Genomic DNA, 1909 nt, shown 5'->3' on the forward strand with positions numbered 1-1909 from the left:
GGAAAGTGAGGGAGCCACGGCTGATGAGGGCTTTGTTGTGGATGTGCCCGTTGGTGATTTTGAACTTTTGCTTTGCCGCGGAACGGTCTGAGTTCGGTTTATTCAACTTGACACTTTCCGGGATAACGCTTGCCGCGCATGGACTCCTCTTTTTACGCCATCTTAAATGACCCTGCGGCGTCTGTTAAACCATGGCCGATTCAGGACGCGTTCATCGCTGCCGAATAAAAGAGGGGTAACCCGGAGTCACGACCAGGTCAGTGGCAGTCACGGTTTAGTTTTGTTTTCAAATCAACAGACACCAAAAAGAAATATATAAACATATATATATCAATGACATATTTCTTTTGCGAACGGTTTCCGGGGTAAGTTCTTAATTTGTGCTTTTGCAAAGATGAAAAGAATTCACTGTGTCCGGCAGGTTCGTTATCTTCCTGTGAATATAACCGCCTGGCTGTTTGCGCCAGTGCGACAGCCAGTAAACGAACGAACCCTGAGTCACCCGTAATGATGAAAACAGAACACACTCCCAGCTCATTCGGATTTTATCCGGCACCTGAAAAGCCTGTCTGTGAAAGCCCTGACGGTATCCTTTATGATTTTAATGACGGAGCCCGTGTGCTGCTTCCTGAGGGACAGTGGCGTGTCACGCTTTTTGACGCTGACTCCGGCAGTATTTTATTCAGCTGTGACACCGGCCCCGGCTGGGTGACCAGCACAAAAAAATATTTTGTCCGCTTCCGGATCCAGGTGTCACGTCAGGGTGAGACTCGGCCTGTTCTGGATGAAACCCTCTGTCTTCGCGACAAGCCCGTGCTGATTATTTTCCCTGTCGGTACGCTGGGCGATTTACTCGGCTGGTTTCATTACGCTGAGCGCTTCAGACAGCTCCATCACTGCCGGCTCGAATGCGTCATGGGCCAGGAAATTATCGACCTGCTCTCACCCCAGTATCCGGATATCCGCTTTTCCACCCGTGAGACCGTTCAGCATACCGCCCCGTTTGCCTCATACCGCGTGGGCCTGTTTTTTGGCGGCAATACCACACATCAACCCGTGGATTTTCGGCAGGTTGGTTTTCACCGTTCTGCAGGATATATCCTGGGCGTCGACCCGCGCGAGACACCCCCCCTGCTGAACCTGAAGGCGAAACGTAAAATCAGGGAGCCTTACGTCTGTATTGCCACACAGTCCACCTGCCAGGCGAAGTACTGGAATAACGGCTATGGCTGGAGTGAGGTCATTGCCCACCTGAAATCACTTGGATACCGGGTGCTGTGTATCGACAGGCACGCCCATTATGGCCAGGGCCTGGTCTGGAACCATATCCCCCATGGCGCGGAAGATTTTACCGGCGACCTGCCCCTGCAGGCCCGGGTGGACATACTCCGGCATGCCGACTTCTTTATCGGCCTCGGCAGCGGTCTGTCCTGGCTTGCCTGGGCAACCGGGATACCCGTGGTGCTCATCAGTGGCTTCAGCCTTCCAAACAGTGAGTTTTATACCCCGTGGCGGGCGTTCAGCAGTCATGGCTGCAACGGCTGCTGGGATGACACATCACTGAACTTTGACCATCAGGATTTTTTTTGGTGCCCGAGACATAAGGGAGCAGACAGGCAGTACGAGTGTACCCGCCTTATTACGGGTACGCAGGTGAATAACCTGGTCACTCAACTTCACAACTCAAAGAAATAAAAGGAAACCCGTAATGAACAAAATTTATGCGACCGTCTGGAGTGAGTCGCGTCAGATGTGGGTGGTTGCCTCTGAGCTTGCCTCTGGCGGGGGACGTCCGAAATTAAACGTGAAAAAAGGCGTGCACGCCCTGCTGCTCGGGCTGCTTTCCCTGCAGTCTGCCCCCGGCCTGGCAACCATAACGGATGTAAATACCGGACAGACAGCTGACAGC

General features: G+C 52.9%; 3 protein-coding genes. 2 read left to right on the forward strand and 1 reads right to left on the reverse strand.

The window, feature by feature from the left end; translation table 11 throughout:
• A partial coding sequence (locus tag ACS603_RS23345; protein WP_474945012.1) for a hypothetical protein occupies positions 1-106 on the reverse strand: 106 nt, incomplete at its 3' end.
• Between the two features lie 401 nt (positions 107-507).
• On the opposite strand from ACS603_RS23345, the gene ACS603_RS23350 reads away from it, so the two are divergent.
• Both ACS603_RS23350 and ACS603_RS23355 read left to right on the forward strand, forming a co-directional pair.
• Positions 508-1695: an autotransporter strand-loop-strand O-heptosyltransferase gene (locus ACS603_RS23350; protein ID WP_474945010.1), complete on the forward strand. Its 1188-nt coding sequence runs from the start codon at positions 508-510 to the stop codon at positions 1693-1695.
• 13 nt (positions 1696-1708) lie between these two features.
• On the forward strand, positions 1709-1909 hold a 201-nt coding region (locus ACS603_RS23355; protein ID WP_474945011.1), incomplete at its 3' end, for an ESPR domain-containing protein.

Source organism: Enterobacter sp. Li2LvB3 (assembly GCF_056156645.1).